The sequence below is a fragment of the Cupriavidus ulmosensis genome (genome assembly GCF_977008105.1).
In genome coordinates this window covers 147482-173474 of sequence record NZ_CDRMWP010000002.1, presented here as the reverse complement: position 1 = coordinate 173474, position 25993 = coordinate 147482, and the positions used below count along the sequence as shown (strand labels likewise).

The 25993-nt window shown below is 71.1% G+C and carries 24 protein-coding genes; 7 read left to right on the top strand and 17 right to left on the bottom strand.

Going from position 1 to position 25993, the window contains the following annotated elements:
* Positions 1-42: 42 nt before the first annotated feature.
* The 5 genes from ACWTPI_RS20715 to ACWTPI_RS20695 all read right to left on the bottom strand — a co-directional run bounded on the left by ACWTPI_RS20715 (position 43) and on the right by ACWTPI_RS20695 (position 6624).
* On the bottom strand, positions 43-1149 hold the full coding sequence (locus ACWTPI_RS20715; RefSeq protein ID WP_020202481.1) for an acetoin dehydrogenase dihydrolipoyllysine-residue acetyltransferase subunit: 1107 nt from the start codon (positions 1147-1149) through the stop codon (positions 43-45).
* Positions 1149-2165, bottom strand: coding sequence for an alpha-ketoacid dehydrogenase subunit beta (locus ACWTPI_RS20710; protein ID WP_020202480.1), 1017 nt, complete (start codon positions 2163-2165; stop codon positions 1149-1151). Before ACWTPI_RS20710 ends, ACWTPI_RS20715 begins: the two co-directional genes overlap by 1 nt.
* A gap of 49 nt (positions 2166-2214) precedes the next feature.
* Positions 2215-3210: a thiamine pyrophosphate-dependent dehydrogenase E1 component subunit alpha gene (locus ACWTPI_RS20705; protein ID WP_454732580.1), complete on the bottom strand. Its 996-nt coding sequence runs from the start codon at positions 3208-3210 to the stop codon at positions 2215-2217.
* A gap of 11 nt (positions 3211-3221) precedes the next feature.
* A complete protein-coding gene (locus ACWTPI_RS20700; RefSeq protein WP_454732579.1) occupies positions 3222-4334 on the bottom strand; it encodes an ATP-NAD kinase family protein in 1113 nt (370 codons plus the stop codon).
* A gap of 202 nt (positions 4335-4536) precedes the next feature.
* Positions 4537-6624, bottom strand: coding sequence for a sigma-54-dependent Fis family transcriptional regulator (locus ACWTPI_RS20695; protein WP_454732578.1), 2088 nt, complete (start codon positions 6622-6624; stop codon positions 4537-4539).
* Between the two features lie 231 nt (positions 6625-6855).
* On the opposite strand from ACWTPI_RS20695, the gene ACWTPI_RS20690 reads away from it, so the two are divergent.
* The gene (locus ACWTPI_RS20690) at positions 6856-7608 is read left to right on the top strand and encodes an FkbM family methyltransferase (protein ID WP_059412100.1); all 753 of its coding nucleotides are present in this window, start codon (positions 6856-6858) and stop codon (positions 7606-7608) included.
* A gap of 105 nt (positions 7609-7713) precedes the next feature.
* Here ACWTPI_RS20690 and ACWTPI_RS20685 read toward each other — a convergent pair whose 3' ends face one another.
* From ACWTPI_RS20685 to ACWTPI_RS20675, 3 genes are all read right to left on the bottom strand, one after another.
* Complete coding sequence (locus tag ACWTPI_RS20685) at positions 7714-8466, bottom strand: haloacid dehalogenase type II (protein ID WP_020202474.1); 753 nt, start codon at positions 8464-8466, stop codon at positions 7714-7716.
* Positions 8467-8489: 23 nt separating this feature from the next.
* On the bottom strand, positions 8490-9452 hold the full coding sequence (locus ACWTPI_RS20680; RefSeq protein ID WP_454732577.1) for an aldo/keto reductase: 963 nt from the start codon (positions 9450-9452) through the stop codon (positions 8490-8492).
* Between the two features lie 167 nt (positions 9453-9619).
* Positions 9620-10645 (bottom strand): LLM class flavin-dependent oxidoreductase, encoded by a 1026-nt coding sequence (locus tag ACWTPI_RS20675; RefSeq protein ID WP_454732576.1) that lies wholly within the window; start codon positions 10643-10645, stop codon positions 9620-9622.
* Positions 10646-10768: 123 nt separating this feature from the next.
* Here ACWTPI_RS20675 and ACWTPI_RS20670 point away from each other — a divergent pair, with 123 nt between their 5' ends.
* Complete coding sequence (locus tag ACWTPI_RS20670) at positions 10769-11437, top strand: TetR/AcrR family transcriptional regulator (protein ID WP_454732575.1); 669 nt, start codon at positions 10769-10771, stop codon at positions 11435-11437.
* Here the strand turns inward: ACWTPI_RS20670 and ACWTPI_RS20665 are convergent.
* Complete coding sequence (locus ACWTPI_RS20665; protein WP_454732574.1) at positions 11434-11898, bottom strand: YbaN family protein; 465 nt, start codon at positions 11896-11898, stop codon at positions 11434-11436. The two genes, ACWTPI_RS20670 and ACWTPI_RS20665, sit on opposite strands and share 4 nt — an antisense overlap.
* A gap of 303 nt (positions 11899-12201) precedes the next feature.
* Here ACWTPI_RS20665 and ACWTPI_RS20660 point away from each other — a divergent pair, with 303 nt between their 5' ends.
* On the top strand, positions 12202-13212 hold the full coding sequence (locus ACWTPI_RS20660; RefSeq protein ID WP_454732573.1) for a TauD/TfdA dioxygenase family protein: 1011 nt from the start codon (positions 12202-12204) through the stop codon (positions 13210-13212).
* Positions 13213-13292: 80 nt separating this feature from the next.
* On the opposite strand, the gene ACWTPI_RS20655 is transcribed toward ACWTPI_RS20660, so the two are convergent.
* Complete coding sequence (locus ACWTPI_RS20655) at positions 13293-16151, bottom strand: hypothetical protein (RefSeq protein ID WP_454732572.1); 2859 nt, start codon at positions 16149-16151, stop codon at positions 13293-13295.
* A 250-nt stretch (positions 16152-16401) separates the two neighbouring features.
* Here ACWTPI_RS20655 and ACWTPI_RS20650 point away from each other — a divergent pair, with 250 nt between their 5' ends.
* Positions 16402-17100 (top strand): hypothetical protein, encoded by a 699-nt coding sequence (locus tag ACWTPI_RS20650; RefSeq protein WP_454732571.1) that lies wholly within the window; start codon positions 16402-16404, stop codon positions 17098-17100.
* An 8-nt stretch (positions 17101-17108) separates the two neighbouring features.
* On the opposite strand, the gene ACWTPI_RS20645 is transcribed toward ACWTPI_RS20650, so the two are convergent.
* On the bottom strand, positions 17109-18068 hold the full coding sequence (locus ACWTPI_RS20645; protein WP_454732570.1) for a VTT domain-containing protein: 960 nt from the start codon (positions 18066-18068) through the stop codon (positions 17109-17111).
* A gap of 244 nt (positions 18069-18312) precedes the next feature.
* On the opposite strand from ACWTPI_RS20645, the gene ACWTPI_RS20640 reads away from it, so the two are divergent.
* On the top strand, positions 18313-18834 hold the full coding sequence (locus ACWTPI_RS20640) for a cupin domain-containing protein (RefSeq protein WP_454732569.1): 522 nt from the start codon (positions 18313-18315) through the stop codon (positions 18832-18834).
* Positions 18835-18921: 87 nt separating this feature from the next.
* Positions 18922-19275, top strand: a complete 354-nt coding sequence (locus ACWTPI_RS20635; protein ID WP_454732568.1) for a DUF1304 domain-containing protein — start codon at positions 18922-18924, stop codon at positions 19273-19275.
* Between the two features lie 36 nt (positions 19276-19311).
* Here the strand turns inward: ACWTPI_RS20635 and ACWTPI_RS20630 are convergent, their stop codons facing one another.
* A complete protein-coding gene (locus ACWTPI_RS20630) occupies positions 19312-19818 on the bottom strand; it encodes a hypothetical protein (protein ID WP_454732567.1) in 507 nt (168 codons plus the stop codon).
* 322 nt (positions 19819-20140) lie between these two features.
* On the opposite strand from ACWTPI_RS20630, the gene ACWTPI_RS20625 reads away from it, so the two are divergent.
* On the top strand, positions 20141-20989 hold the full coding sequence (locus ACWTPI_RS20625) for an IclR family transcriptional regulator domain-containing protein (RefSeq protein WP_029043485.1): 849 nt from the start codon (positions 20141-20143) through the stop codon (positions 20987-20989).
* A 53-nt stretch (positions 20990-21042) separates the two neighbouring features.
* Here the strand turns inward: ACWTPI_RS20625 and ACWTPI_RS20620 are convergent, their stop codons facing one another.
* The 5 genes from ACWTPI_RS20620 to ACWTPI_RS20600 all read right to left on the bottom strand — a co-directional run bounded on the left by ACWTPI_RS20620 (position 21043) and on the right by ACWTPI_RS20600 (position 25878).
* A complete protein-coding gene (locus tag ACWTPI_RS20620; RefSeq protein WP_020202460.1) occupies positions 21043-21792 on the bottom strand; it encodes a flagellar brake protein in 750 nt (249 codons plus the stop codon).
* Between the two features lie 306 nt (positions 21793-22098).
* The gene (gene thpR, locus ACWTPI_RS20615; protein ID WP_454732566.1) at positions 22099-22692 is read right to left on the bottom strand and encodes an RNA 2',3'-cyclic phosphodiesterase; all 594 of its coding nucleotides are present in this window, start codon (positions 22690-22692) and stop codon (positions 22099-22101) included.
* A 41-nt stretch (positions 22693-22733) separates the two neighbouring features.
* Complete coding sequence (locus ACWTPI_RS20610; protein WP_059412092.1) at positions 22734-23651, bottom strand: 2OG-Fe(II) oxygenase; 918 nt, start codon at positions 23649-23651, stop codon at positions 22734-22736.
* 62 nt (positions 23652-23713) lie between these two features.
* Positions 23714-24370, bottom strand: a complete 657-nt coding sequence (locus ACWTPI_RS20605) for a hypothetical protein (protein WP_454732565.1) — start codon at positions 24368-24370, stop codon at positions 23714-23716.
* Between the two features lie 131 nt (positions 24371-24501).
* Positions 24502-25878: a cytochrome-c peroxidase gene (locus ACWTPI_RS20600; RefSeq protein WP_454732564.1), complete on the bottom strand. Its 1377-nt coding sequence runs from the start codon at positions 25876-25878 to the stop codon at positions 24502-24504.
* Between the last annotated feature and the right edge of the window lie 115 nt (positions 25879-25993).

Sequence of the window (25993 nt, the reverse complement as noted above, 5' to 3'; positions counted from 1 at the left end):
GAAAGTGCCTTTCACGTTCCACGACCCTCTTCACCCCCCTCTTCACCCTCCCAAATGCGCCCGCAACAACGCATTGAACTCCCCAGCCCGCTCCATCTGGCTCATATGCCCGGCGTCGTCGAACACCTTGACGGTGGCCCCGGCCGGCGCGTTCTGCGCATGGGCCGGCGGAATGACGTGGTCCTGCGCGCCCCACACCACCAGCACCGGCTTGTCGCCGAGCCTGCGGCCCGGCTGTTCGGTCTGCCGGCCGCCGCCGAACAGGCTGGCGCCGAGGCTGGCCAGGGCCTCGGTCACGCCGTCGAGGCGCTTGTACTTGAGCAGGTCGTCCAGCATCTGGCGGCTGACCAGGCCGGTGTCGGCGAACAGCAGTTCGATCACCGGCTTGAGGTCGCGCCGCGATTGCGCGTTGACGAAGCCTTCGGTGTAGCCGTTGTTGATCTCGTCGCCGAGGCCGACCGGCGAGACCAGCGCCAGCGAGCGCACGCGCTGCGGCGCGTCCACGGCCAGTTGCGCGGCCACGCCGCCGCCCATCGAGTGGCCGACCAGATGCGCCTGGCCAATGTCGAGCGCGTCCATGAACTGCGCGACGAAGCCGGCCAGCGCGGCCAGCGTGGTGCCGGGCAGCCTGGGCGTGGACTGGCCGTGCGCGGGCAGATCCAGCGCGACCACGGTGTGCGTCTCGGCCAGCGCGTCGAGGTTGAACAGCCAGTTGTCGAGGTCGCCGCCGAAGCCGTGCAGGAACAGCACGGTCTCGGCGCCTTCGCCGCGCCTGGCGTAGCGCACGCGGATGCCGTCGATGTCGATGAACTGGTACGCGGCGGCGCCCGCTTCGGCGTCGTCTTCATCGGCGGCGGGGGTTTCGTACGCGGCCACGTAGGCGTCGATCTCGGCGTCACTGACCTCGGGCGGGGCCAGCACGCCGAGCAGCGCCTTGACCGGCAGCACGTCGCCCACGGCGGCGACCTTGCGGCGCAGCGTGCCGGCGTCGGGCGCTTCCACGGCGTTGGCGATCTTGTCGGTTTCCACGTCGAGGATGGGCATGCCCACGGTGATCTGCGCGCCCTCTTCCACCAGCCAGTCGTTGATGGTGCCTTCTTTCATCGACAGGCCCCATTTGGGCATGACGATCGGGGTGATCTCGGCCATCAGTGTTTTCCTCCCTTCACGGTCTTGCGCGCGGCCTCGGCGATCTGCGCCGCGCTGGGGATATAGAGGTCTTCCAGCGCGGGCGAGAACGGCACCGGCGTGTGCGGCGGGCACACCATCTCGATGCCGGCCTTGAGCGCGCCGAAAGCCCGCTGCGCGACCTGCGCGGCAATGTCGGTGGCGATGTTGCAGCGCGGGCTGGCTTCGTCCACCACCACCAGGCGGCCGGTGTTTTCCACGGTCTCCAGCACGGTGTCGATGTCCAGCGGCGACAGGCTGCGCAGGTCCACCACCTCGGCCTCGATGCCTTCCTTGGCCAGCGTGGCGGCGGCTTCCAGCGCGCGGTGCACCATCAGGCCATAGGTGACGATCGAAACATCCTTGCCGTCGCGCACGATATTGGCCTCGCCGAACGGAATCGCGTACGAGTTCTCCGGCACCTCGCCTTCGAAGCCGTACAGGTTCTTGTGCTCGCAGAAGATGACGGGGTCGTTGTCGCGGATGGCCTGGATCAGCAGGCCCTTGGTGTCGTAGGGCGTGGACGGGCACACCACCTTGAGCCCCGGGATGTGCGTGAACAGCGGCGTGAGCATCTGGCTGTGCTGGGCCGCCGCGCGAAAGCCCGCGCCGACCATCGCGCGGATCACCACCGGCGTCTCGGCCTTGCCGCCGAACATGTAGCGGAACTTGGCGGCCTGGTTGAAGATCTGGTCGAAGCACACGCCCATGAAGTCGATGAACATCAGCTCGGCGATGGGGCGCATGCCGCAGGCCGCCGCGCCGATGGCCGCGCCGACGTAGGCGGACTCGGACAGCGGCGTGTCGAGCAGGCGGTCGCCGTGCTTGGCGTAGAGGCCCTTGGTGACGCCGAGCACGCCGCCCCAGGCGTCCTTCTCGCCGTCCGCGCCGGCGCCGCCGACGATATCCTCGCCGAGCATGATCACGCTCGGGTCACGGGTCATTTCCTGGTCGATCGCTTCGTTGATCGCCAGCTTCATGCTGAGTTTGCGGGACATGGTGTGGTCTCCTGTCTGTGCTGTTCGTGCGGTCCGGTCTGCGATGCGCTCAGTAGCTGACGTAGACGTCGGTGAGCAGGTCGGCGGCGGTGGGGAACGGCGCAGCCTTGGCCTGCTGCACGGCGTCCTCGATCAGCGCGGCGACCTGCTCGTCGATGGCCTTCAGTTCTTCGGGGGCGATCACGCCGGCCTGCGTCACGGTGGCGGCGAATTTCTTCAGGCAGTCCTTGTTGGCGCGGATGTCGTCGAGCTCGCCGCTAGCGCGGTAGGTCTGCGCGTCGCCCTCGAAATGGCCGTAGAAGCGCACCATCTTGCATTCGAGCAGCGCGGGGCCACCGCCTTCGCGGGCACGTTTGATGACTTCGCCGGCGGCCTCGTGCACGGCGAAGAAGTCGGTGCCGTCCACGGTCACGCCGGGAATGCCGAAGCCGGCGGCGCGGTCGACGTAGCTGTCCACGGCGGTGCCGTACTCGCGCGCGGTGGACTCGGCGTAGCCGTTGTTCTCGATCACGAAGATCACCGGCAGGTTCCACACGGCGGCCAGATTCAGGCTTTCGAGGAAGGTGCCCTGGTTGGAGGCGCCGTCGCCGGCGAACGTGATGCCGACCTCGCCCTTGCCGCGGAACTTGGCGGCCAGCGCGGCGCCGCAGATCAGCGGCGCGCCCGCGCCGAGAATGCCGTTGGCGCCCATCATGCCCTTGGACAGGTCGGCGATATGCATGGAGCCGCCCTTGCCGTTGCACGAGCCGCCCTTGCGGCCGTAGATCTCCTTCATCATCGCCGCCGGATCCACGCCCTTGGCGATGCAGTGGCCGTGGCCGCGGTGCGTGCTGGCAATGCGGTCGCCGTCGCCGAGGTGATGCAGGATGCCGACGCCGGCGGCTTCCTCGCCGGCGTAGAGGTGGACGAAGCCGGGAATGTCGCCGCGGCCGAAGTCCACGTGCAGGCGCTCCTCGAAATCGCGGATGGTGCGCATGCGGCGGTACACGGCGAGCAGGTCTTCCTTGCCGAGCGGCAAGGTGTGCTGGCTGGCTGGGGTGGTCATGGCTGTCTCCTTCATGGTTTTGTGGCAGCGGTAAGGCTATCGGCAAGCGTTGGCGGGCAGGAAGCGGGCGGCGGCGCGCGCCCGCAGCGCATCAGCCCGGCGGCGGCGGCGTAGCGCATGCAGGCGGCCACGTCGAGGCTGAGGAAGGCGCGCTCGCGCAGCGTCACGGTGACTTCGTCGCGCGCGCCGAACACCAGCTCGCGCTCGCCGTCCAGCGCGACGATGCCGCTGCGCTGGCGCACGCGGTGCGGCACGCCGTCGGCGAGGCGCTCCCAGCCGGCGATGGGCACGGCGCTGAGCAGCCCGGGCGCGATCGGCGCGCGCAGGTCGAAGCGGCCCTCGCCGGCGGCGGCAAGCTCGATGGCGAGGCCGCCGGGCTCGTGGCGCCCGACCGGCTCGAGCAGCCCGCCGATGGCGGACAGGCCGATGGCCTGCGGATCGGCGAAGGCGAGGTACACGGCGCCGAGCGTCTCGGTCTTCCACAACGCGCGCGCGCCGATGAAATGCTCGTGCGAGATCACGGCGTCCACCAGGGCGATGTCGTGGCGCACTTCGTGTTCGCCGGCGATGCGGACGTCGAGCCGCTTGTTGGCGGCCAGCGCCTGCGCGGCGGGAATGCGCCCGCTGGCGAACAGGCCGGTGGCGAGGCCGGTGATGGTGGCCTCGCGCATTTCGGGATAGGCGTTGTTGGTGCCGGTGGAGATGCCGGCAATCGGCACGCGGCCGCATTCGCGCACCACCGCGCGATGGGTGCCGTCGCCGCCGAGCACGATGATGGCGGCCACGCCCGCCTCGCGCATCATGCGCGCGGCCTGGAAGGTGTCGTCCACGCGCGCGGTGACGGGCATGTCGAGGTAGGCCACTTCGGGCAGCGCGGCGTCCGGCCCCTGGCGGCGCGTCAGGTGGCGCGCCAACAGCACGCGCATGCCTTCGCGGTCCGGCATCATCAGCACGCGGCCCACGCCGCAGGCGGCGAGCGCGGCCAGCAGGCGCAGCACGATGTTGACGCGGTCGGCCAGCTGCAGCGTATTGGCGTTGGCGATCACGCGGCGGATGTCGCGCGCCGAGATCGGATTGGCGATGATGCCCACCAGCGGCCGCGCGGCCAGCGTCTGCTCACCCATGCCTGGTCTCCTGCCGTTTTATCTTGTGGCAGGCATATCGCAATGGGCGTGCCACCCGGCGCACACGCGGGCGAGGCAGCAAAAGCGCGGAAAAATTGCGGGATTACCCGCAGAAAAAACGGCTGCCGGCGAGACAGCCGGGGCCGCGCTGTGACAGGTGTCACAGCATCAGGTGTCAAGCCGCGCGACACCTGTCGCGCGGTCAGTGCGGCGCGTCGCGCTGGTTGGGCGAGGCGATGCCATAGCGCGCCATGCGGCGGTACAGCGTCATGCGGCTCACGCCGATCTGGCGCGCCACCGCGCTGAGGTTCCAGCCCGCCGCGCGCAGGTACTGCATCAGCAGCATGCCTTCGGGCGGAAGCTGGTGCGGATCGAAGTGCGGATCAGAGTGCGGACCGGGGCCGGCGACCGGCGCCGGCTGGACCGCTGGCGCCGCCGCGCCGGCAGGCGGCAGCGCGGGCGCCAGCAAACCCGGTTGCCGCGGTGCGGCGCCGATGCCTTCGGGCAGGTCTTCCACTTCGACATGGCCGCCGGTGCAGACCGCGCGCGCGTATTCGAGCGCGTTGCGCAGTTCGCGCAGGTTGCCGGGCCACGCATGCGCATGCAGGCGCGCGCGCGCCGCCGGCGACAGGCTGACGGTGGCACTGACGGCGCCGCCGCCCGCGCCGAGCATCTTGCCGATCAGCCAGTCCAGGTCGGTGCGCTCGCGCAGCGGCGGCAGCACGAGGCGCGCGCCGTTGAGACGGTAATACAGGTCTTCGCGGAAGCGCCCGCTGCTCACCAGTTGATCCAGCGGATGGTGCGTGGCGGAAATCACGCGCACGTTGACCGGCACCGGCCGCGCGGCGCCGATGGCCAGCACCTCGCCTTCGGCCAGCACGCGCAGCAGGCGCGATTGCAGCTCGCGCGGCATGTCGCCGATCTCGTCGAGGAACAGCGTGCCGCCGTCCGCTTCCTGGATCAGGCCGCGCTTGGCGCGCGGGCCGGCGCCGGAGAAGCTGTTGGGCAGGTGGCCGAACAGTTCGCTCTCGATCAGCGTCTCGGGAATCGCCGCGCAGTTGACCGCCACGAACGGCCCGCCGCGGCGCGCGCTGGCCTGGTGCAGCGCCTTGGCGAGGTATTCCTTGCCGCTGCCGGTCTCGCCGTTGATCAGCAGGTTGATCGGCGAATCCACCAGCCGGGCGGCGCGCTGCAATTGCTGCTGCAGCGCGGCATCGCCGCCGCACAGGGCGGCCAGCGGCGCCTGCAGCGGCGCGCCGCGCGCCACCACGGCCGGCTGCCAGCGCGGCGCCGGCGGCATCACGCTCAGGTAGAGCCGCCTGCCGCTGCGCGACAGCGCCAGCGCGCGCTGCTCGCTCGGGCGCGAATGGACGAAGCGGCCGAGCTCGTCCAGGCGGGCGTCGAACAGCGCCTCGAAGGCCATGCCCAGCACCGGCGCGCCCGATACGGTCGATACGGTCGATACGGTCGATACGCTCGATACGCCGCCGCCCGCGCCAAGCTCGGCCTCCAGCATCTGCTGCGCGCGCCGGTTGTGGCCGCTCACGCGGCCGGCGGCGTCGAGCGCGAGCAGGTATTCCGGGTTCACGTCGACGAATTCCGGCGCCGCGTCGAGCTTGAGGATCCAGTCCTCGCGGTGGCTGCGCAGGAAGCTGGCGTTCTCGATGTGGCTGGCGTAGATGCGCACCATCTGCAGCGCCAGCCCCTGGCTGTCCTTGGCCTGCGGCGAGGTCAGCGCGGAGATGTCGAGGATGGCGCAGAGGCTGCCGTGCGAGTCGAACAGCGGCGCGGCGGTGCAGGTCAGCGGGATGTGGGTGGCGTCGAAATGGTCGGCCTGGTGCACCGTCAGCGCCTGCCCGGTGGCCAGCGCGGTGCCCACCGCGCAGGTGCCGGCGCCGGCTTCGCTCCACTGCGCGCCCAGGTACAGGCCGGCGCGGCGCAGGCGCGCGTCGGCATTGGCGTCGCCGAGGTAGTCCACGGTCACGCCCTGCGCGTCGGTGAGCAGCACCACATAGCCCATGCCGGCCACCTGGCCGTAGAGCGTCTGCAGGCCGTGGCGGGCGATGCGGGTGAAATCGTCGATGCGCTGCTGGTGCTCGCGCAGCCGCGTCTGCGGCAGGATGCGGGCCTGCTGCATGCGCGCGGGGTCGAGCCCGTACTGGTGCACGCAGCGCCGCCAGGAATTCTGGATGATGGTCTCGGGCGCGCGCGGCAGGCACGGCAACGGCGCGCCGGCGTGCGTGGTGAGCTGGACTACCGTGTCGATGTGCTCGCGTTGCCGCAGGTCCATCGTCGTCTCCTTGTCGTCTCCCGGCGTGGCGCCGTCCGGCTCTGCGTGCCTCTGAATGACGGGCGGCCGGGAATCCTAATGTATCCGACCGGGAGCGGCTTGGGCAAACCTCTTCATGCGATGTGCGCGGGCAGGCCCATGCGTGCGGCGCAGCAATTTTCGTATCCGTCCAATGTCCACGGCTCGGGTTTCGCCTTAACTTCGAGGCCTCCCACTCGCCCACGCCGGCCCATGCCGATCCTGTTCCCCCCGACCGAAGTCATCACCAGCGCACTCGACGGCACCCGCTACATCGTTTTCCAGGGGCCGGACCTGATCTCGAACGAACTGAGGAAGACCGGTGGCTTCGAAACATGGCTGCGCCCGTTCTTCGAAAAGCTGCTGCGCAACCAGTTGCCCGGCACCATTCTCGACGTCGGCTGCAACATCGGCACCTTCGTGCTGCCGCTGGCGCGGCAGTATCCGCTGCATCGCTTCGAATGCTTCGACGCGCAGCGGCTCGCGCTCTATTGCCTGGGCGGATCGATCGCGCTGAATTCCCTTTCCAACATCAACACCTACCATCTCGCGCTGTCCGACCGCCCCGGTGAAATCGAGGCGCAGATCCCGGACTACCCGAGCCACAACAACATCGGCAGCTACAGCTTCGACGCGGAATTCAACGCTTTCCATCGCCGCAGCCCGCAAGGCGTGGCGGTCGAGCGGATTCCCGTGGCGACGCTGGACCAGGGCGAGTACACCGATATCCGCCTGATCAAGATCGACGTCGAAGGCATGGAGCTCCAGGTGCTGCAAGGCGCCCGGGAACTGCTCAGGCGCAACCACTATCCGCCGCTCGTCTTCGAGACGTGGAAATTCGCGTGGTTCGCCGAGCGCAGGGAAGCACTGATCGCGTGGGTGGAGGCGCTGGGCTACGAGGTCTTCCACTGGGGCTGCGACAGCTTTGCCCAGCATCCGGCCCACGGGGAAGTCATCCGGTTCTAGCGTTCCCGGGCCGCGAAGTGCGGGCGCCGCGCAAGCGCGCACCGGCGGCGCGGAACGGGCGGGCGCATCCGCGCATCCGCCCGCACATCCGCGCGCGCGCCGGCTTCAGCAGCCGAGCCGGTCGGCCAGTTCCGTCATGCTGCCGGCCACCACGTCCCAGTCGGACTCGGCGGCGCGGTCCTTGGACTGGTTCGGCCCGTATTCCGTGGGCCGGTTGACGTAGGCCGTGCGCATGCCGTGCGAGCGCCCGTGGCGCAGGTCGCCGTTGTGCGCCGCCACCAGCATCACCTCGTGCGGATGCAGGCCGAGAAAGCCGATCACGCCGCGGTAGATGCGCGGATCGGGCTTGAAGTGGCGCACCACGTCGGCGCTGTAGATCGCGTCCCACGGCAGGCCGGCGTGCCGGGCCGTGTCGATCAGGCACGGCACGCTGCCGTTGGAGAACGTGCTCAGGATGTAGCGCTGCTTCAGGCGCGTGAGCCCGGGCACGGTGTCGGGCCAGCCCGAGAGCCGGTGCCAGGCGCGGTTGAGGTAGTCCTTCTCGGCCTCGTCCAGGCCCTGGATGCCGAACTCGTCGAGCAGCACGTCGAGCCGCTCGCGGTGCAGCACGTCGATGTTGGCCCAGGGCCGCGCGCCTTCGCGCACGCGGTCCATGCCGGGCACGTAGCCGGCGCGCCAGGCGTCGGCGAACGCCACCCAGTCCGCCTCGATGCCCTTGCGCTTGCCGAAGGCGGCGAGGTCGGCGCTGACGCTGCTGCGCCAGTCGACCACGGTGCCGAACACGTCGAACACCAGCGCCTTCACTTCGCCGAGGCCGTGCTTGCCAGCGTCCGCCGCCTGGCCGTTATTGCTGTCCATGTCTGCTCCCGTTGCGGCCGCGCTCAGGCGCTGGCCTTGTCGAGCAGGGCAATGTCGTCGGCGCCGAGCTGCAGGCGCGTGGCGGCGATCAGGTCGTCCAGCTGCGCCACCGAAGTGGCGCTGGCGATGGGCGAGGTGATGCTCGGCCGCGCGATCAGCCACGCCAGCGCGACCTGCGTCGGATTGGCGCCGCGGCGTGCCGCCACTTCGTCGAGCGCGGCCAGGATGCCCAGGCCGCGCGCGTTCAGGTAGGCCTTGACGGCCTGCCCGCGCGCGCTGCTCTTGTCGAGGTCGGCCTCGGAGCGGTACTTGCCGCTCAGGAAGCCGCTGGCCAGCGCGTAGTAGTTGAGCACGCCCAGCCCTTCGCGCAGCACCAGCGGCTCCAGCTCGCTCTCGTATGCCGCGCGGGTGTAGAGATTGTAGTTCGGCTGCAGGCTCTCGTAGCGCGGCAGGCCGAGGCGGGCGCTGGTCGCCAGCGCTTCGGCCAGGCGCTCGGCGCCGTAGTTGGAGGCGCCGATGGCGCGCACCTTGCCGGCCTTGATGAGGCGGTCGTAGGCGTCCAGCGTTTCTTCCAGCGGGGTGTCCTGGTCGTCGGTGTGCGACTGGTAGAGATCGATGTAGTCGGTCTGCAGGCGCTGCAGCGAGGCATCGACGGCGCGCTCGATGTACGCGCGCGACAGGCCCTTGCTGCCTTCGCCCATCTCGATGCCGACCTTGGTCGCCAGCACCACCTCGGCGCGCTTGCCGCTGCGCTTGAACCACTTGCCGATGATGGTCTCGGATTCGCCGCCCCGGTTGCCGGGCACCCAGCGGGAATAGACGTCGGCGGTGTCGACGAAATTGAGCCCGGCGCCGACGAAGGCATCGAGCAGCTTGAAGGAGGTGGCCTCGTCGGCACTCCAGCCGAACACGTTGCCGCCGAATGCCAGGGGCGAGACTTCCAGCCCGGACCTGCCCAGTTTGCGCTTGGTAATGCTTGAGGTCATCCGTTTTGCTCCGCGAGTTGCATGCGATGTGCCCCCGTCAGGCCGGCCCGTCGGCGGCAGGGTGCCGCGCCGGTGGCCGGCGCGGCGAAAAGCACATTGTAGGCAGGGAACGGAAAGCTTGCTGGCGGGGTCCGCGGCGGCCCCTTCCGTGCGTCAGCGGCGCAAACTCAGAGCGCGGCGCGCGCGGCGCGCGCGGCGGGCGCGAGGTCGCGCATGGCCTGCGCGGCGATCTCGAACGAGCGCAGGCGGGCTTCGTGGTCGTAGATCTGCGCGGTCAGCATCAGCTCGTCCGGGCGCAGGTCGTCGACGAAGCGCTGCAGGCCGGCGCGCACGCCGGCCGCGTCGCCCACCACCGAGCAGGCCAGCGAGCGGCGGATATGGGTGGCCTCGGTCTCGCTCCACAGCGTCTCGATGTCGTCCACGGGCGGACGGATCGGGCCGGGCGCGCCGCGCACCAGCGCCAGGAACTGCTGCTGCAGCGAGCTGAACAGGCGGCGCGCCTGCACCTCGGTATCCGCCGCGAACACGTTCAGGCCGAGCATGACGTGCGGGCGGTCCAGTTGCTCGGACGGGCGGAAGGTCTGCCGGTACAGATCGACCGCCTGGCGCATGAAACCCGGCGCGAAGTGCGAAGCGAACGCGAACGGCAGGCCCATCGCCGCGGCCAGCTGCGCGCTGAACAGGCTGGAGCCGAGCAGCCACAGCGGCACCTTCAGGCCCGCGCCGGGCACCGCGCGCAGGCGCTGGCCGGGGCGCGGCGTGTCGAAATACGCCTGCAGTTCTTCGACGTCCTGCGGGAAGGCGTCGGCGGTGTCCTGCGTGGCGCTGCGGCGCAGCGCGCGCGCGGTGGACTGGTCGGTGCCGGGCGCGCGGCCCAGGCCGAGGTCGATGCGGCCCGGGAACAGCGCCTCGAGCGTGCCGAACTGCTCGGCCACCACCAGCGGCGAGTGATTGGGCAGCATGATGCCGCCCGAGCCCACGCGGATGGTGGAAGTGCCGTTGGCGACGTGGCCGATCAGGACCGCGGTGGCGGCGCTGGCGATGCCGGGCATGTTGTGGTGCTCAGCCAGCCAGAAGCGGCGGTAGCCGAGGCGCTCGGCGTGCTGCGCGAGCGCAAGCGTGTTGCGCATGGCCTGGCCGGCATCGCCGCCTTCCACGATGGGCGACAGGTCAAGCAGGGAGTAGGGGATCATGGCGGCACTCATGGCGTAGATGCGGAACGTCGATGGGGGCGACGGACTGCGGCCGGCTCGACGATTTATTGAACGATCGCTATATTAATCACAGGCTGGTGCGACTGGCAACGGAAAAATATAATGACCACTATGAAAAAGAGTGTTTCCGGCGCGGGCCGCGGACGGCCCCGGCAATTCGATCGCGACGCGGCGCTGGGCCAGGCCCTGGCGCTGTTCTGGCGCCACGGCTACGAGTCCACCTCGGTCGCGGCGCTCACCGAGGCGATGGCGATCACCGCCCCCAGCCTGTACGCCGCCTTCGGCAGCAAGGAGCAATTGTTCTACGAAGCCGTGGACCGCTACGCCGAGACCCACGGCGCGCTGCTGTACGGCCCGCTGGAAGCCGGCGGCAGCGCGCGCGACGCGGTGCGCGACCTGCTGGCCGGCGCGGCCGCGCTGTTCAGCGCCAAGGGCAGCCCGGCCGGCTGCTTCCTGATGAGCGGCACCAGCTGCTCGGCGGACTGCGCCTACATCGAGGACACGCTGCGCCTGCGCCGCCGGGAAAAGGAACAGGCCATGCAGGCGCGCATCGAGGCCGGCATCGCCGCGGGCGAGCTGCCCGCGGGCGCCGACGCGGCGGCGCTGGCGCGCTTCTTCAACGCGGTGATGCAGGGCATGTCGATGCAGGCGCGCGACGGCGCCACGCGCGCCGCGCTGGAAGGGCTGGCGGAGATGGCGATGCTGGCCTGGCCGGCGCCGCCCGCAAAGCCTGCCAAAGCGGCCAGAACAAAGGCGCCGCAGAGGGTTTAGGAAACAGGCGGCTCCGGCCGGCGCCACAGCCACGCCAGCACGCAGGCCATGCAGGCGATCGCGGCATAGGCCAGCCAGGGCCGGTGCATGCCGTACAGCAGCACGCCGGCGCACACCGTCATCGCCGCCGTGGCGCTCCACTTGGCGCGGCGGCTGACCATGCGGCCGTGATGCCAGTTGTAGAGCATGGGGCCGAACACGCGGTGGCCGAGCAGCCATGCGTGCAGCCGCGGCGAGCCCTTGGCCGCGGCCCACGCGGCCAGCAACACGAATTCCGTGCTCGGCAGCCCCGGAATGAACAGGCCGAGGATGGCCACGCCCAGGCTGGCCAGCGCCAGCGCGGTCAGCAGCGCGCGCGCCGCGCGCGTGCGCGCCAGGCGCAGCGGGGCGTCGTCGACCTGCGCCGCGGCGCGGGCCCGGGGCGGCACGGCGTCGCGCGGGCCGGCTTCGGCGTCATCCACGGCGCTTCACCCCGGCGGCAGGCCGCGCCACGCCGCGGCAAGGCGGGCGGACCCGTGCGTGAAGGCGGCAACGGCAGGTGGCATGGAATGGCTTCTCTCGGTTCGGCTGGTGGTGCGCGGCTGGGTCTCATTGTCCGCGCCGCCGCGCCGCGCGGCAAGGCGTAGCCCGCGCGACCCCGGCGGCGATGCGGCTTGCGCGCATATGCAAAGCCGAATTCCTTCGTTGAGCACGCCGCGCGGCACGGCATATGGTAGCGCTTTGGCGGCAGGCGCCGCCCTCTTCCCTTGCCAAGGAGCCTCGCCATGACCGTCGCCGCGACCGCCGCTGTGACCGCCGCCGTGACCGCCGCCGTGACCGATACCACCGCGGACGCCGCGCGCCGGCACGCCGCCGGACAACCGCTCACCGTGCACCCGCTTTCCGCGCACATCGGCGCGCGCATCGACGGCGTGGACCTGCGCGCGCCGCTGCCGCCGGCGCAGGTGGCGGCGATCCGCGCCGCGCTGCTGAAGTGGAAGGTGGTGTTCTTCCGCGACCAGCACCTGTCGCACGAGCAGCACATCGCCTTTGCCCGGCAGTTCGGCGAGCTCACCGTCGGGCATCCCGTGTTCGGCCACGTGGACGGCTTTCCCGAGCTGTACTCGATCAGCAAGCACCGCAAGGCCAACCGCTTCGAGGGCCAGGCGATCCAGCGCCCGTGGACCGGCTGGCACACCGACGTGACCGCGGCGGTCAACCCGCCGGCCGCCTCCATCCTGCGCGGCGTGGTGATCCCGCCCTACGGCGGCGACACGCAGTGGACCAACCTCGTGGCCGCCTACCAGGGTCTGTCCGAGCCGCTGCGCCGCATCGTGGACGGCCTGCGCGGCGTGCACCGCTTCACCGCGCCGGCCGGCGCCAGCGCCACCGGCGAGTTCGAGCGCGCGGTCAAGAGCCGCTCGCTGGTCAGCGAGCATCCGCTGGTGCGCGTGCACCCCGAGACCGGCGAGCGCGCGCTCTACGTCAGCCCGAGCTTCCTCAAGTCGCTGTCCGGCTTCGCGCCGCGCGAGAGCCAGCAACTGCTGGAGCTGCTGTGGGAACACGTGGTGCGCCCGGAATACACGGTGCGCTTCAAGTGGGAGCCGGGCAGCATCGCGTTCTGGGACAACCGCGCCACCGCGCACCTGGCGCCGGCCGACATCTTCGACCTCGATTTCGACCGCCAGCTCTACCGCATCACGCTTGTGGGCGACGTGCCGGTGGGCGTGGACGGCCGCCCCTCCAGCGCGCTCGAGGGCGACCCGGTGCTGGCCGCGCACGGCGCGGCTTCGTAGCGCGGCGGCGCCGGCATCGGGCCGACAGCCGCCACAGACAAGCGCAGGGCCTCCGCGCCGAGTGGCGCCTCAGCGCGCCATCAGCGAGCCCATAGCGCCCGCGCCACCGCGTCGCCCGCCGCGCCGCCGCCGAACACGCGCTGGCCGATGGCGAAGCCGAGCTCGCGGTAGCTTTCCCACTGCGCCTCGTCGAAGAACTGGTCGCTGGTGGGCTCCTGCGGGAAGGCCGGATGGCTGGCGCCGTATTGCCGCACGTCGGCCGGCGCGCCGGCGAGCGGGCACGGCTTGAGCAGCACGATGCGCGCGACCGGGCTGCGCGCGGCGGCGGGCTCGCCGGCGCGATAGACGTTGAGCAGCAGCGCGCACTTGTCGCCGGTTTTGTCGCCGGTCTTGTCGCCAGCTTCGTTGCTGCCCGCGCCGCGCGCCTGCGGCGGGAAATCCGCGGGCGTGCCGAACACGCCGCCGAGCAGCGGGTCCTCGGCGGCGGCGCCGTCGACCACGATCTCCAGCCCCAGGTCGATGCGCGCCAGCCGGATCAGGTTGGCGAGGTCGCCGAACTGGTAGCGCGGGTCCGCCCCGCAATCGCACAGCACGATCAGCGACACCCGGCGCTCCGGGCGCAGCAGCTCGTAGACCGCGGTGTTCTCGAAGTGGCCGCCGTCGGACAGGTATTGCCAGCCGCGGTGGGTGCCGTGGAAGCGCGCGCTCAGCTCGCACGCCAGGTAGTACTGCGTGCGGAGCAGCGAGATGCACGCGCCCAGCCACGGCCTGCCGGGCCGGTCGGCCTGCACGCGGTCGCGCTCGGCGCCGCCGGCGCGCGGCGCGCTGCCGGCATCGAGCGGATAGGACGGCCACCACGTGCCCAGGCGCAGGTTGGCCAGCCCCAGCAGCAGCGAGGTGCCGAGCGTGGTGGAGCGCCCCAGGCCGGTGGAGATGGCCGCGCCCGAGGTGGCGATCCAGTCGCCCAGCGTGCGCGACTGCGCCAGCTCGCTGCCGCCAGCCTTGTGCGTCTCCGGAAAGAAGCGCTGGCCGTCCACGGTGAAGCGCACGAAGGCATCGGGCGGCAGCCCGCGCGCGGCGGTGGGCGGCAGCGTGAACGGCCCCGGCGCGATGCACAGCGGCTTGCCCTTGCGGTCGCGCTGCACCAGTTGCTCGGCCGGGTCCACGGTCAGGTTGAGCGTGACGTTGATCAGGTGCAGCGGCGCCAGCATGGCGGGATCGTAGTAGGCGTTGAGGCTCAGCGCGTCGCCCTCGGCCGGCTCCGCCACGCTCAGGCGCGCGCGCTGCGCGGCGTGCTGCCGCGCGGCGGACCCGGCGCCGGCGGGCGGCGCGAAGCGCTGGCCGTTGGAGCCGCCCAGGTAGGCGCGCGTGAGCCGCGCCGAGTAGAACTGCTGCAGCGTGGACAGATTGAGGAAACCGGCGAAGCGCCCGGCGATCAGCGTGAGCCCGAGCGCCAGCGCGCTCAGCGTGCCCAGCACGGGCGTGGTGTAGGCATTGCCGAACACCAGCCAGTCGACCGGCTCGGCGCCGTTCCAGCGCACCCACAGCACCAGCCACGACCACAGCACGAACACCAGCAGCGCCAGCACGGCGGCGGCGCTGCCGGCCAGCAGCGACACCGGCAGGCGCGCCAGCGCGGCCACGATGCCGCCCTTGCCCGCGCCGCCCTCGCCCTTGCCGTCGAGCATGCCGGCGCCGTAGCGCACCAGCCAGACCAGGGCGCCGAGCGCGCCGGCCGGGCCGAGCGCGCCCCACGGATGGCCGCTGGACTGCGTGTACAGGTAGAACGTGCGCGCCACGGTGTCCGCCACGCCCAGCGCCGCCAGCCACAGCACGATGCCGACCGCGCCGCTCAGCGCGCGCGTGGCGCGCACGCGGTAGGCCTGCACCGTGGCGGGCGGCTCGCGGCACAGGACGAAGCAGCAGGCCACGCCGAGCCAGCACAGCACGCCCGCGCCGAGCAGCAGGCAGGACACCACGAGGCCCGGCCCGAGCCAGTGCAGCCACGCCGCCAGCCCCAGCATCGCCGCGCCCGCCAGCGCGGCCAGCCGCGTGGCGAGGCTGTCGAAGCGCAGCGCCGGCTGCGCCTCGCCGGCGCGCGGGTAGACCAGCCAGTACGCCACCGCGGGCGGCACCGCCAGCAGCAGCAGCGCCGCCAGCGGCAGCCACAGCAGCTCGCTCCACCAGATCGCCATGCCGCCTTCGTTGAACACCTGGCGCGCGTCGTGCAGCAGGTCCATCTGGTGCCGGCCCAGGCCGATCCAGCAGCCCACGGCAAGATGGCGCAGCAGGGCCAGCACCGCCAGCAGCAACAGCAACGCGCTGCCGATCACGTACTGCATGGCGAACCAGTTGCGCACCACCAGCGCGGCCGCGTAGAGCGAATCGCCGCCGCCGGACGGGGTCAGGTAGCGCCCGTTCTCGCGCAGCCACGCCACCGCCGCGCGGCCGGGCTCGGCGGCATAGGACACCGAGGAACGGATGCGCCCGGGCGGCTCCTGCTCCAGCGTGTGGTAAGCCAGCGCCGCGGCCTCGGCGGCGCTGGTGCCGGGCTTCAGGCGCCCGGGCACGAACAGGCTGCAGAAGAAGGCGCCGAGGTAGCCGCCGCCGCTGACGGTGGAGAGGTAGTCGAACTGGCCGAGCAGCGCGGCGGTGGCCGGCGCGGGGGCCGGCGCGATGGCGTCGGGGCCGTCGCCTTCCTGTACGTCGGCGGGCGCGGCGCCGGGCGGCGGCGCCCGCCCGGCCAGTTGCGGCGGCGGCGCCTTGGCCAGCGCCTGCATCACGCCCAGGCAGAAGGTGGCGCTGCGGATGCCGCCGCCGGACAGCGCCAGCGCCCAGTTGCCCTCGCCGTCGCGCGCGCGCCGGGGAATGCCGAGCTGCCGGCGGCGCCGCGCGATGCGGGCGGGTTCATCTCCGGAAGGCTGGTCTTCGGCAGGCATGCGGCTCTCCCTCGCAGATGTCCGCCCAAGTATAGGCGGCGCCACGGCGGGTGGCGGCGCGAAGTGCCGGGCGGGCCGCCCGCGCCGGCGCGGGGCGGCATGAAGCGGCCCAAGACAGCATGAAGGCGTGATGCGGTACAGCGCGCCGCTTCCGTTCGGCAGCCCACCAAGCGGGCATGTTCAGCCTGTGCGCTTCGGTGTATGGTTGCGCACCTGATGCGGTCCCTGCCCCAGTGGCTATTCTTTTTGCATGACGTCCTGCCCGAATGCTCCCGCCGGCGCGCTGCTGCCGCGCTGCCTGTCCATCTTCGCCGCCTGCGCCGCGCTGGCGGCCCTGCCGGGCTGCGAGCGCGAGGCGGGCACGCCGGCCGCCCCGGCGCCGGCCTCCGCCGCGCCGGCCTCCGCCGCGCAGGCCGCGCGCGACGGCGATGCCGCGCCGCCCGATGACGCGCCCGCCTTCGCCCCCGCGCCGCTGGCGCGCCCGCTGGTGGCGCTGCGCGGGCTGACCAGCATGGCGGACGTGCAGGCGGCCTGGGGCAAGCCGCCCGAGATCACGCCCAACCAGGAGGAATGCGGCACGGCGCTGGACGAAGAGCACCTCATGGACTACCGCTACCCGGACGCGCTGATCGAGGTGGGCCGCAGCGGCGACGCCGTGATCCGCGCGCTGCACGGCATCCCGGCGGGCCTGACGCTCAAGCTCGAAGGCCGCGACATCACCGCCGCCACCACGCTGGGCCAGCTCGACGCGGCGCTGCGCCGGAACCCGCACTGGAAGATGGCCGAGGCGCCCGGCAAGGTGCGCAGCCCGTCCGACCGCGACGAGGGCGACCCGCTCGAGCACCTGGACTACACCACGCTGTACACGCTGGACGGCGACGGCGACCAGTACCGCCTGTATTTCCTCGGCGAGCGGCTGGTCGGTTACGCCTACTGGGTCGGCTGCTAGAACCGCGCTCAGGAAGCGCGCGGCGCGGGTTCCTGGGCCAGGTCTTCCACGGCGGAGGCGCTGTCCTGCAGGCGCTTCCATTCGTCGAAGCCGCCGGCCAGCGCCCAGGTGTTGAGGTAGCCCGCGGCCTGCAGCCGCTCGGCGAGGATCGCGGCGGACACCTCGTTCGGGCACGCGCAGTAGATGACGATCTCGGTGGTCACGGGATGCGCCGCCAGCATCTCCAGCGGCGCGTGCAGGTCCATCGTCATGGCGCCGGGAATGCGCTCCTCGGCGCTGCTGCGCACGTCGAGCACGAGCGGGCCGCGCTCGCCGCCGCGGCGCGACTCCAGCTCATCGACCGTCATGCGGCGCACGCGGCGGGTGCGCCGCAGCAAGCGCACGCGCCGCACGAACTTGTACGCCACGAAGGCCGCGAACGCGCCCACCACCGCCATCACCGCCACCGGGCCGTAGGTGCTGAAGGCGAGCAGGATCACTTCCACGAAATCGGTAAACACGATGCCGATCAGCAGCGCGCCGCCGGCCCACACCAGCGCGCCCAATGCGTCGTAGAACAGGAATACCGGGAACGGCGTGGCGGTCATGCCGGCCATCGCCGTGGACAGCGCGCCCGCGCCGGGCAGCAGCTTGGCGAACACCAGCGAGCGCGGGCCCACGCGCAGGTAGAGCGACTGGGTCTGGCGGATGCAGCTGTCGGGCGAGATCGAGACGCGGCAGATGGTGCGCAGCATCGGCTGGCCCAGCCGCTTGCCGGCGAAATACCACGCGGTGTCGGCGATCAGGCAGGCCACGATGACCGCCGCCAGCACCACGCCGATCGACGGGCCGGTCTCGCGCATGCCGAGCGCGCCGGCCACGAACAGCATGGGCACGGCCGGCACCGGCAGCCCGGCCTGCTCGGCCAGCACATTGAGAAACACCAGCACCACGCCGTGATTCTCCAGCAAGGTCTTCAGTTCGCCCACACCGCCCACGCCACGCTCCGCGTCATTGCCTGCCCAAGATCTCTGGCGGCGCGCACGGGATGTCCGCGCCGGCGGGCATAGGCGCTAGTGTGCCACCACCGCGCCGCGCATGCGGGCGTCGTCTTGCATGGTTGCCTCAAAATCCCTGAAGCCACGCCGCGCTGACTTTTCCGCGGGCAGCAGGCATCATGTCGGCTCCCGTTATCATGCACGTTCCATTCACCTCCCGCCCCCGGAGCCACGCATGCCCGCCGACCCCGCCCTGCAAGACCAGCTGATCGCGCGTTTCGGCCTGCGGGCGCATCCCGAGGGCGGCTACTACCGCGAAACGCACCGCGACAGCGCGCGCGTGGCGCGCGAAGGCGCCGGCGGCGCGGCCACGCATGCCGCCTCCACGGCGATCTACTACCTGCTGTGCGAGCGGGCGTACTCGGCGTGGCACCGCATCCGCGCCGACGAGGTCTGGCACTTCTACGCCGGCTGCCCGCTCCACGTGCACGTGCTGGAGGCGGACGGCAGCCTGACCACGCACCGGCTCGGCAACGCGCTCGAACATGGCGACGCGGTGTTCCAGGCGGTGGTGAAGGCGGGCTGCTGGTTCGCCGCCGAGCGCAGCGACCCGAACGGCTTCTCGCTGGTCGGCTGCACGGTGGCGCCCGGCTTCGAGTTCAGCGAGTTCGAGCTGGCCGACGCCGCCAGCCTGCGGGCCGCGTACCCGCGGCACGCGGCGCTGATCGCGCGGCTGGCGCCGGCCGCGCCGGGCTGAACCGGCTACCCTCGACGATTGCCCGCGACGTTCCCGCAACGATTCCAACGATTCCCAACCCGCCGTACTTTCCCGAGAGCCTTGTCCATGAAATGGTTGTCCCTTGCAGCGGTCGCGCTGGTGGCGCTGGAGCACGTCTACATCATGGTGCTGGAGATATTCCTGTGGGACAGGCCGCGCGGCCTGCGCGCGTTCGGGCTGACGCAGGAATTCGCCACCGCCACGCGGGCGCTGGCGGCCAACCAGGGCCTCTACAACGGCTTTCTCGCCGCCGGCCTGCTGTGGGGGCTGGCCGGCGCGGCGGTGCCGGTGCAGCTGTTCTTCCTGGGCTGCGTGCTGGTGGCCGGGGTGTTCGGCGCCTGCACGGCCAACCGGCGCATCCTGTGGCTGCAGGCCGTGCCGGCGGCGGTGGCCATCGCGCTGGTGCTGCTGGCCCGCTGAAGGTCCGCCGAAGACCCGCTGAAGACCCGCGCGGCTTCAGCCCGGGCGGCGGTATGCGTTCTCGATCCAGTCCGCGGCGCTGGCCTTGCTCAGCTTGAACGCGGGCGACACGCGCACCTGGGCCAGCTCCTCGCCGAGCTCGTCGCGGGCGCGCAGCACGGCGTAGGGATTGTCCTCGTCGGGCACGATGTCGAGCGTCACGGCGATGCGCGCGGTGTCGGTGTCCACCAGCACGCTCTTGTGCAGCATGGCGTGCAATTGCTGCTCGTGGCGGCGCAGCACCTCGGAGGCGGTCTTGACCAGCGTGGAGAACGCGCCGGCGTCGAGCGGCTTGGGGTTCTTCTTGTCGCGGCCCATCGTCCACGGGCCGACCAGGGCGGGCTCGGGCTCGCCGTCCTTGATCATGGCCACGGCCCAGCCGTCGTCGTCCTCGTTCTTGAGCACGCGGGCGGTCCAGCCGTCGGCGCGCCACAGGCGCGCTTCCTGGATCTTGTCGGCGTCATCCGCGGCTTGGTCGCCGGACGGTTCGGGCTGGTCGGTCATGGCAGGATCGGCATGGGAAACAAGGGCGCGATTCTACCCGCCCCGGCGCGGACCCGGCATTGAGCCTTGTCCGATACTTCGATCCCCTCCGAAGTTGTATTCAATGTCTTGATGTGCCGTCCTATGCTGGAGGCGTCGCCAAGACCCCCGTCTTGATGGCACCCTTCGATGTCGCCGCCACCTTGGGACGGCGACGTTTTTTTGCCCGCCGCGCGAGCCGCGGGCACCATTGCGAGGCGGCGCGCACAAGAAAAGCGCTGGCCCGGTGGGCCGAGGGGGTTTAAGATGCGCGATTATCGAACGACATGCGCGCAATCGCCCAATGGACGCCTCCCTTCCGAGCAGCCCTGGCCAGGCACCGGCCGCCACTGTCCGCGTCGCCCGTCCCCAGGCCGACCTTCTCAACAGCTTCTCCGGCGACCCCAACTTCATGCTGTCGCTGGCGCGCGGCCTGAGCGTGCTCGAGGCTTTCTCCGAACGTAAGCGCCCGCTGACCATCTCCCAGGTGGCGCAGCGCACGCAGTTGTCGCGGGCCTCGGTGCGGCGTTGCCTGTACACGCTGGAGCAGCTCGGCTACGTCAGCCAGCAGGGCGGCCAGTTCGCGCTGCGCCCGCGCGTGCTGCACCTGGGGCATGCGTATTTCTCGTCCACCGCGCTGGTGTCGCTGGCCCAGCCCATCCTCGACGGCCTCAGCGCGCGCATCCAGCAGACCTCGGCGCTGGCCATCCTCGACGACACCGACATCCTGTACCTGGTGCGCTCGGAAGTGCAGCGCGTGCTCACTTATTCACTCGGCATGGGCAGCCGGCTGCCGGCCTACTGCACCTCGATCGGGCGCCTGCTGCTGGCGCACCTGGCCGAGCCGGCGCTGGAAGATTTCTTCGACCGCGTGGACCTGCGCCCGCGCACCTTGCAGACCAAGATCTCGCGGCCCGAGCTGGAAACCAGCTTCGCCAACGCGCGCGAACTGGACTATGTGGTGGTGGACGAGGAACTGGAGCCCGGCCTGCGCGCCATCGCGGTGCCGGTGCGCGGGATTTCCGGCAGCGTGATGGCCGGCATCAGCGTCAGCATGAAGGCCACGCAGGTGTCCGAGGCGGAAATGGTCACGCGGCTGCTGCCGCCGATGCGCGAGGCCGCGGTGGCCATCGGCAAGCTGATCGCCGCGTAGGCGGCTGAAACGTCTGGAACGGCGGGCAACGCGCCCGCCGCTTGCCGCCGCGCTCAGCCGCGGCTGGCAAGCTCCAGCGAGAACACCAGGCGCTGCAGGAAATTCTCCATGCGGCCGTCGAGATTGGCGAAGGCGCAGCCGAAGTGATGCAGGGCGCTGTCGTCGCGCCCGGCCAGCCAGTGGCCCACCACCTGCAGGTTCAGGTCGACCTTGCCCAGCGGGCCGAAGTCCAGCCGGGCGCCGGACACCGTGGTGCCGACCGGCAGGCGCGTGGCATCCACCGTCTTGGAGCGCAGGCCCACGCCGGACAGCGAAAGGTCGGCGATGTCGAGCTTGAGCTGGGCGCCGTCGGGCATCTTGATGCTGCAGCTATGCCCCTTGGTGAGCAGGGTGCGCGCGCGGAAATGGCGGCGGCGCTGCAGGTGATACATCTTCTCCGGGAACGGCGCGATGAAGGCGGGCGCCCCCTGGAACTCGGTGGCCTCGGGCGCGCCGATCACGAAATTCACGGGCACGCCGCGCAGCGAAGCGGAAAACGCATTCTCGCTGGAGGCCATCAAGGCCTGGCGCTCCGGCTCGGTGCGGCACCAGTCGAAGATGAAGGTGCGGCTGGCCGGATCCACGTGCAGGACGGTGGTGACCATCTCATGCGCGGTGCGCGCGCGCACGTTGACGATGCATTTCTGCCACGCCAGATCGCGCAGCACGGTGCCGATCTGCGAGGAGTGGGTGAGGCGGTAGCGATCGTCCGACGACGCGCCCGCGTCCTGATCGGATTGCTCCGAGGAATCTTGGAGACTCATGAAATCACGCAAACGTCTTGAGGGGCCTGCGTCGCGCCAGAGTGGCTTGCGACGGAAAACGGGCTGACCCGCGCGCGAGGTGCGGGCGTCAGCGCCGCAGCATGTTAAGCGCGGCGCCTGTCGCTGCGCAAGCTCTTGTTGGTTCAACGGCGAAGTGTGGCAAAACTTAAGCCAGACTTCCGTGGGGTGGCCGTCCGGCGGCGTTCGGGCACTGCCGGTGCGTGCGGCCCGGCCGCGTGCGCGTGGCGCGGGTGCCGGCGCGGTCACTCCCGCGAGCCCCGCAACCCGGCCCGGACGCCGCGGCGTTTACGCTTGCTGCGCCAGCGCGTAGGCGCGGCGGCACACGTGCTGCGCGCCGTCGGCCAGCAGGTGACTCTGGTAGAGCACGAAGCGCCCGACCGCGAACGGCGCGCCGGCCAGTTCCGCCTGCGCGGCGCGCCACGCCTGCAGCACGGCGTCCGGCACGGGCTGCATGCTGCGCGCGAGCGTGATGTGCGGCAGGAAGCCGGCATGGCGGCGATGCCCCGCCGCCGCCGGCGAGGCGGTGCCGTCGTCGCCGCAGCGATCCAGGGCCTGCCCGACGGCGGCGTGCAGCGCGTCGAGCGCGGCGCTGCGCGCGACGCCGGCCCACAGCACGCTGGCGCGGCGCCCGCGAAAGCAGCCGGCCTGCTGCACGGTCAGCGTGAACGCCGCGCACGCGACCCGCGCCAGCGCCTGTTCGATGCGCTGCGCGGCGGCCTCGTCGCGCTCGCCGAGAAAACGCAGCGTGAGGTGGACCTGATGCGGCGCCGCCAGGCGCATGCCCGCCGCGCGCGGCACGCGCGCGAGCAGCGCGCCGGCCAGCGCCGCGGGGACTTCGATTGCCACGAACAGGCGTGCCATCGGCTCGATCTTTTTCAAGGTGCCCGGCGCCGGGCACCAGCCGGGCATCAGCCCGCCAACTAGCCGGCCATCATGCGCGGCTCGCCGCCGGCCGGCACGAAGCGCCGCTGCCGCATCCACTTGGTGACGACCCATTTCTCGCCGGCCCGCACCGGCGCGCCCGTGTGCAGGGTCCTGCCGTCGAGCTGGCCGGCCGCATCGCAATACTCAAAATACACCGCATTGCCCTTGCGCGGCGAAACCGCGTAGCCGATCTCGGGAAACGCGGTCTCGCCGCCGGCCTCGACGTCGTTGAGATACACCACCAGCGTGCTCACGCGCTGGCCGCTGCGCGCCAGCGAAGCCTGGTTAGCCGCGTTGGTCGGCATCAGGAAGTCGTAGTGCGGCGAGCTTTGCGCGCCCACGCCGTAGCGCAGCACCTGCAGGCCCTCGCCGTTCTCCACCGGCAGCCGCATCAGCGCGGAGATACGCTGGTCGAGGCGCGCCACCAGCGCGTTTTCCTGCAGGCGGAAGAACATGCCGTGGCTGGTGCGCCCCTCGCTCACCACGGTGAAGCCGGTCGAGGGATCGACCGTGGTGGACGGCGCCAGGCGCGGCTGCGCCATCGCCACCAGCGCGTCGCACTCGTCGTGGCTCAGCACGCCCTCGAGCACGGCGACGATCGGCTGGTCCATGCGCGACAGCACGCGCACGTCGCGGTCGGCGGCGCGCAGCAGCGTGCCTTGCGCCAGGCGTGGGCCGCCCGCCGCGGCCGGCACGGCGCGGCTCACGGTGATGCTGTCGCGCGGCGCGGGCGTGCCCTCGCGCCGCGCGCGCGCGAAGGCCGCCACCAGCTCGCGCGCCACCAGCGGATCGTAGCCCTGCGAGGCCAGCGCCTGCGCCATGTGGTCGGGCGCGCCGCCGCGCTGCAGTCCCTGCGTGATCCAGTCGCGCAGGGCGGGAGGGAAGTGGATGGTGGCGAGCGTGGTTTCTGGCATGGCGGAAAAATGAGGAAACGAGCGCCGCACGGCGGCGGATGCCGGCAGCGGCCCGGTCCGGGTCAGATCAGGTCGTCGTTCGGGAGCCAGCCATGCGGCGTCAGGTGGAAGCCTTCACGCAGCTGCATGGTCCCGCTGCCTTCGATCACGCGCGCGGCCATCGGAAAGGCGCGCAGCGCTTCCGGCGTGCGCATCCACGGCGCGGCATCGAGCTTGTAGGTGAACATCACCGCCGTCTGGGTCTTGCCGTCGAACGTGCGCGGCGGCTCCCAGCCGATCACCTTGTCGAGCGTCAGCTTGGCCACGCACAGGTCGCCCGCATGCGTGACCTTCCCGCCGTCCGGGGCCGGAATCTGGACCGGCTGGCGCAGGTAGAATTTCTGGCCCTCCGCGGACAGCGAGTATTGCCGCACCTTCTTCTGCACGGTGCCGTCCTCGTTCTTGTAGTCGACCATCGCGTCCTTGGCGGTGACGATGCCGAGTTTCTCGAGCACCGGCATCTGCACCGCGTCGCGCTCGGTGATGGGGCCATCCTTGTATTCGACGTTTACCGGCCAGTCGTACTTCGCCAGGCACAGGTTGCCCTTGTGCGCGAGATAGTCGTTCAGCGCGGCGGCGAAGGTTGCCTGGTCGGTCTTGGCCGCCTCCTCGGCGGTCTTCGCCTGGTTGCACGCGGCCAGTGCGGTGGCAAGGCCCAGCACGCATATGGCGCGCGCCATGTTTCGGTTCCAGGTCGGGCAGTACGTCATGAAAATGGTCCATTCAGTTGATCGGGGTTGCGGGAGCGGCGTCATGCCGCCCCCGCCGCAAACGCCGGGCCGCGCGTTGCCGCGCGGCGCCGGGGATCGCGTCAATTCACGCAGGCGCCGCTGGTCGGCGGGTTGGCCGGCGGCTTGTAGCCGTCGGTCAGCGTGCCGAGAAAGCACACGAGATCCTGCACGTCCTGCTCGGACATCGGCATCGGCGAGCCGGGGGCCCGGCCGTCGAGCGGCATCTGCGTGTCGATGTTGCCGACGTAGGCCGCCGGCAGGTCGTCGAACTTCTGCACGGTGCCGCCGACGTACTGCGTCGTGATCAGGCCGTAGGTCGGGAAGCTGGCGTCCGGCGTGGCCTTCGGCGTGCCGCCGATCGTCGGATACCAGAGCTCGGGATTGGTGTCCCGCGTGTTGTAGAAGCGCACCAGTTGCGTCAGCGAATGGATCACGCCATTGTGGAAGAACGCCTGGCGCGTCGCCGAATTGCGCACCGTCGGCGCCTTGAACATGCCGCAGAACGCATTGGCCGCGCCCGGGGAAGCGGGCAGGTGGTCGGTCCGGGCCGGGCCGCAGACACCCATGTCGAAATAGCCCGCAGTGGCGTTCGCCGGGATCTCCGGGTTGCGCGGCACGCTGATCGCCTCGTACGAGAAGTCGGTAAACAACGCGCTGCTGCCGTTGAAGCCCGCGCCCTGGTAGTGGCACGAGGCGCAGTTGCCGCGGTTCGCGTCGGTGAACACGGCAAGGCCGCGCTGCTCCGCCGCCGTCAGCTGCCCGCCGATCTTGTTGCCCGCCCACAGGTCGAACTTGCTGCTGTACGGGTGGAAGCTCGGGTCTTCGCGCTGGTACGCCTGGAGCGCGGCGGTGATGTTGTCGAACGCCGCGTTGGTGTCGCTGAAACCGTTGTCGCCGTATGCCTGCAGGTAGAGCGGCGCGTACGATGCCGCCTTCACCTTCGTCACCACGTCGGCGGGCGAGGCATTGTCCATCTCGACGGGATCGAGCAGGGGCAGCTTGGCCTGGTCGGCGAGCGTGGCCGCGCGCCCGTCCCACGTGAAGCCGCCGCCCGGCCCGGGCACGCTGATGCCGTCGGGGTTGTCGAGCAGGTCGGAGTACGGGGGCGTGTTGTCCTTGTAGCGCAGCGACGGCACCGCACGCACGCCGGCCGACGCCAGGGCGGGGCCACCGAGCTGGACCGCGAGATTGTTCGGCGGCCCGTATGCGTAATTCGGATCGTGGCAGGTCGCGCACGACATCTTGCCGGAGCCCGACAACGTGCGGTCGAAGAAAAGCTGCTTGCCGAGCTGTGCCGCGAGGCTCAGCGCCGGCGTGCTCGGGGTGCCGGCCGCGGGTCCGCTCGGGCCGGTCGAAGGGTCGTTGCTGCCGGTCGTCGCGCCACTGCCGTCGCCGCCGCCACAGGCGGCCAGCATCAGCGAAAGCATGCACATGGCACCAGCCAAGAGCTTGCGCATGGTGAGTTCCTTTTGCGAGGTACGTCGGCCCCTGGGTTTGCCAGGTGTGCCGGGAAAGTCGATGTGAAGCGCTGGAACACGAATGGCCGGCGGCGGCTGGTCCTGCCTGCCGCCG

Coding starts and splice junctions, on each gene's coding strand:
- ACWTPI_RS20710 (WP_020202480.1), bottom strand. CDS start 2,165: ATGTCCCGCAAACTCAGCATGAAGCTGGCGATCAACGAAGCGATCGAC.
- ACWTPI_RS20695 (WP_454732578.1), bottom strand. CDS start 6,624: ATGGACCTGCGGCAACGCGAGCACATCGACACGGTAGTCCAGCTCACC.
- ACWTPI_RS20700 (WP_454732579.1), bottom strand. CDS start 4,334: ATGGGTGAGCAGACGCTGGCCGCGCGGCCGCTGGTGGGCATCATCGCC.
- ACWTPI_RS20655 (WP_454732572.1), bottom strand. CDS start 16,151: ATGCCTGCCGAAGACCAGCCTTCCGGAGATGAACCCGCCCGCATCGCG.
- ACWTPI_RS20680 (WP_454732577.1), bottom strand. CDS start 9,452: ATGACCTCAAGCATTACCAAGCGCAAACTGGGCAGGTCCGGGCTGGAA.
- ACWTPI_RS20635 (WP_454732568.1), top strand. CDS start 18,922: ATGAAATGGTTGTCCCTTGCAGCGGTCGCGCTGGTGGCGCTGGAGCAC.
- ACWTPI_RS20620 (WP_020202460.1), bottom strand. CDS start 21,792: ATGAGTCTCCAAGATTCCTCGGAGCAATCCGATCAGGACGCGGGCGCG.
- ACWTPI_RS20650 (WP_454732571.1), top strand. CDS start 16,402: ATGACGTCCTGCCCGAATGCTCCCGCCGGCGCGCTGCTGCCGCGCTGC.
- ACWTPI_RS20625 (WP_029043485.1), top strand. CDS start 20,141: ATGGACGCCTCCCTTCCGAGCAGCCCTGGCCAGGCACCGGCCGCCACT.
- ACWTPI_RS20675 (WP_454732576.1), bottom strand. CDS start 10,645: ATGATCCCCTACTCCCTGCTTGACCTGTCGCCCATCGTGGAAGGCGGC.
- ACWTPI_RS20630 (WP_454732567.1), bottom strand. CDS start 19,818: ATGACCGACCAGCCCGAACCGTCCGGCGACCAAGCCGCGGATGACGCC.
- ACWTPI_RS20600 (WP_454732564.1), bottom strand. CDS start 25,878: ATGCGCAAGCTCTTGGCTGGTGCCATGTGCATGCTTTCGCTGATGCTG.
- ACWTPI_RS20690 (WP_059412100.1), top strand. CDS start 6,856: ATGCCGATCCTGTTCCCCCCGACCGAAGTCATCACCAGCGCACTCGAC.
- ACWTPI_RS20685 (WP_020202474.1), bottom strand. CDS start 8,466: ATGGACAGCAATAACGGCCAGGCGGCGGACGCTGGCAAGCACGGCCTC.
- ACWTPI_RS20705 (WP_454732580.1), bottom strand. CDS start 3,210: ATGACCACCCCAGCCAGCCAGCACACCTTGCCGCTCGGCAAGGAAGAC.
- ACWTPI_RS20605 (WP_454732565.1), bottom strand. CDS start 24,370: ATGGCGCGCGCCATATGCGTGCTGGGCCTTGCCACCGCACTGGCCGCG.
- ACWTPI_RS20660 (WP_454732573.1), top strand. CDS start 12,202: ATGACCGTCGCCGCGACCGCCGCTGTGACCGCCGCCGTGACCGCCGCC.
- ACWTPI_RS20715 (WP_020202481.1), bottom strand. CDS start 1,149: ATGGCCGAGATCACCCCGATCGTCATGCCCAAATGGGGCCTGTCGATG.
- ACWTPI_RS20610 (WP_059412092.1), bottom strand. CDS start 23,651: ATGCCAGAAACCACGCTCGCCACCATCCACTTCCCTCCCGCCCTGCGC.
- ACWTPI_RS20640 (WP_454732569.1), top strand. CDS start 18,313: ATGCCCGCCGACCCCGCCCTGCAAGACCAGCTGATCGCGCGTTTCGGC.
- ACWTPI_RS20670 (WP_454732575.1), top strand. CDS start 10,769: ATGACCACTATGAAAAAGAGTGTTTCCGGCGCGGGCCGCGGACGGCCC.